Source organism: Nostoc flagelliforme FACHB-838 (genome assembly GCF_014698065.1).
Taxonomy (GTDB): domain Bacteria; phylum Cyanobacteriota; class Cyanobacteriia; order Cyanobacteriales; family Nostocaceae; genus Nostoc; species Nostoc flagelliforme_B.
Genome location: NZ_JACJSI010000684.1, coordinates 1 through 1864, shown reverse-complemented (window position 1 = coordinate 1864; position 1864 = coordinate 1). Strand labels below are relative to the sequence as shown.

General features: G+C 43.6%; 1 protein-coding gene. It reads right to left on the bottom strand.

Annotated elements, in window-relative coordinates:
* On the bottom strand, window positions 1-1864 hold a 1864-nt coding region (locus H6G97_RS50670), incomplete at both ends, for a serine/threonine-protein kinase (protein WP_190947729.1).

Genomic DNA, 1864 nt, shown 5'->3' with positions numbered 1-1864 from the left:
ATCCTGAAAAATTGCTTTCGGTGATTTTTCGCAAACGATCGCTAACGTTTCTAAATCAAATTCAGCTCCAACACAAGCGGCTAAACAAAGAATTCGCCGTGTTTCATTTGGCAATTTCTTCAACTGGATCAGTAGCAACTCTACCACATTATCGGTAATATTTTGGGCTTGAATTTGAGCAATATCCCACTGCCAGCTTAACTGTTTCGCATTAAAGATTAACAGATTTGCGCTATACAGCATTCGCAAAAACTCACCTACAAAGAAAGGGTTGCCTTCGGTTTTACGTAACACTAATTGGGCTAAAGAACGAACGGTGTCAATATTGCGACCTAGCGTCTCGGCAATCAGTTGACTCAAGGGTTCGAGCGTTAAGGGTGCTAAGGTAATCTCCTGAAGTACTGCCCCTTGGTTTCGTAGTTCTAAGAGCGTTAATACTAGTGGATGCGTTGGATGCACTTCCGACTCTCGGTAGGCTCCAATCAAAAATAGATATTGGGTTTGCTCATCAAGCAGCATCAGCTCGATTAACTTCAGTGTTGCTGAGTCTATCCACTGCAAATCATCTAAAAAGATAACAAGCGGGTGTGACTTTGAACAAAACACCCGTACAAACTTCTGAAAAATTAGATTAAAGCGATTTTGAGCTTGAGTTGCACCAACGGACGGTACGGGTAGCTGCTTGCCAATAATTAACTCAACTTCCGGAATGACATCAATGATGATTTGCCCGTTGCTTCCCAATGCTGTCAACAGGCGCGATCGCCACTGTTGCACTTGCTCATCTGGTTCACCCAGTAGTTGTTGCACCAACTTTTGCAGGGCATTTGCGATCGCGCTGTAAGGAATATTGCGCCCGAATTGATCAAATTTCCCAGAGATAAAATAGCCACGCTTTTGGGTAATTGGTTTATAGATTTCCTGCACTAATGCTGATTTGCCAATTCCGGCATAGCCAGCGACTAACATCATTTCCACAAGGAATTGAGAATTTTCTATGGCTGACTCTGGTTGGCAGGTTTCGCCAACATTCTCCATTCCTGCTATCCTGTCAAATGCTGCCAATAACGCTCTAATCTCCGTTTCGCGTCCATACAGCTTTTGGGGAATTTGAAACTGACCTGAAACGTCTTGAAGCGCCAGCTCAATGCTAGAGATTTGACCGATTTCTTCTAATTGTTGAACACAGATTTCTAAATCTGCTTTGATACCCCAAGCACTTTGATAGCGATCCTCTGCATTTTTCGCCATTAGTTTTAAAATTATATCTGAAACGGCTTTAGGGATCGCTGCATTCAGTTCGTGAGGTGGAACGGGCACTTTAGCAATATGACAATGGACTAGTTCCAGAATATCCGTTGTTTCAAACGGCAGATGTCCGGTTAGCAGTTCGTAGAACGTCACACCCAGCGAGTATAAATCGGTGCGGTAATCGAGTAAACGGTTCATCCGCCCGGTTTGCTCTGGAGATAGGTAGGCAAGTGTCCCTTCTAAAACATGAGGACTTTTGAAAGTCGGATTCGTGCGATTAAATTGGGTCGCAATCCCAAAATCAATAATTTTGACAACGCCAGTATCCAGATTAAAGACTATGTTTCCAGGGTTGATATCTTTATGAATGATATTGGCTGCATGGATTCTGCCCAGAATGTCGCAAACAGCGATCGCAAAACCTAGAAAAGTCAATAAAGGCATCGGGCAGAAAATATCTGGACGCTTGTGCATCCATTTCTCTAGGGACTCTCCCCCAAAATCCTCTAAGAGAATCACCAGAGTGCGTTGATAGTCTTGCTGACTGAATGCCTTCACCACTCCCTCCAAGTTGAGGGAACGGGTAATTTTATATTCCTGTCTGTAGCGGGTT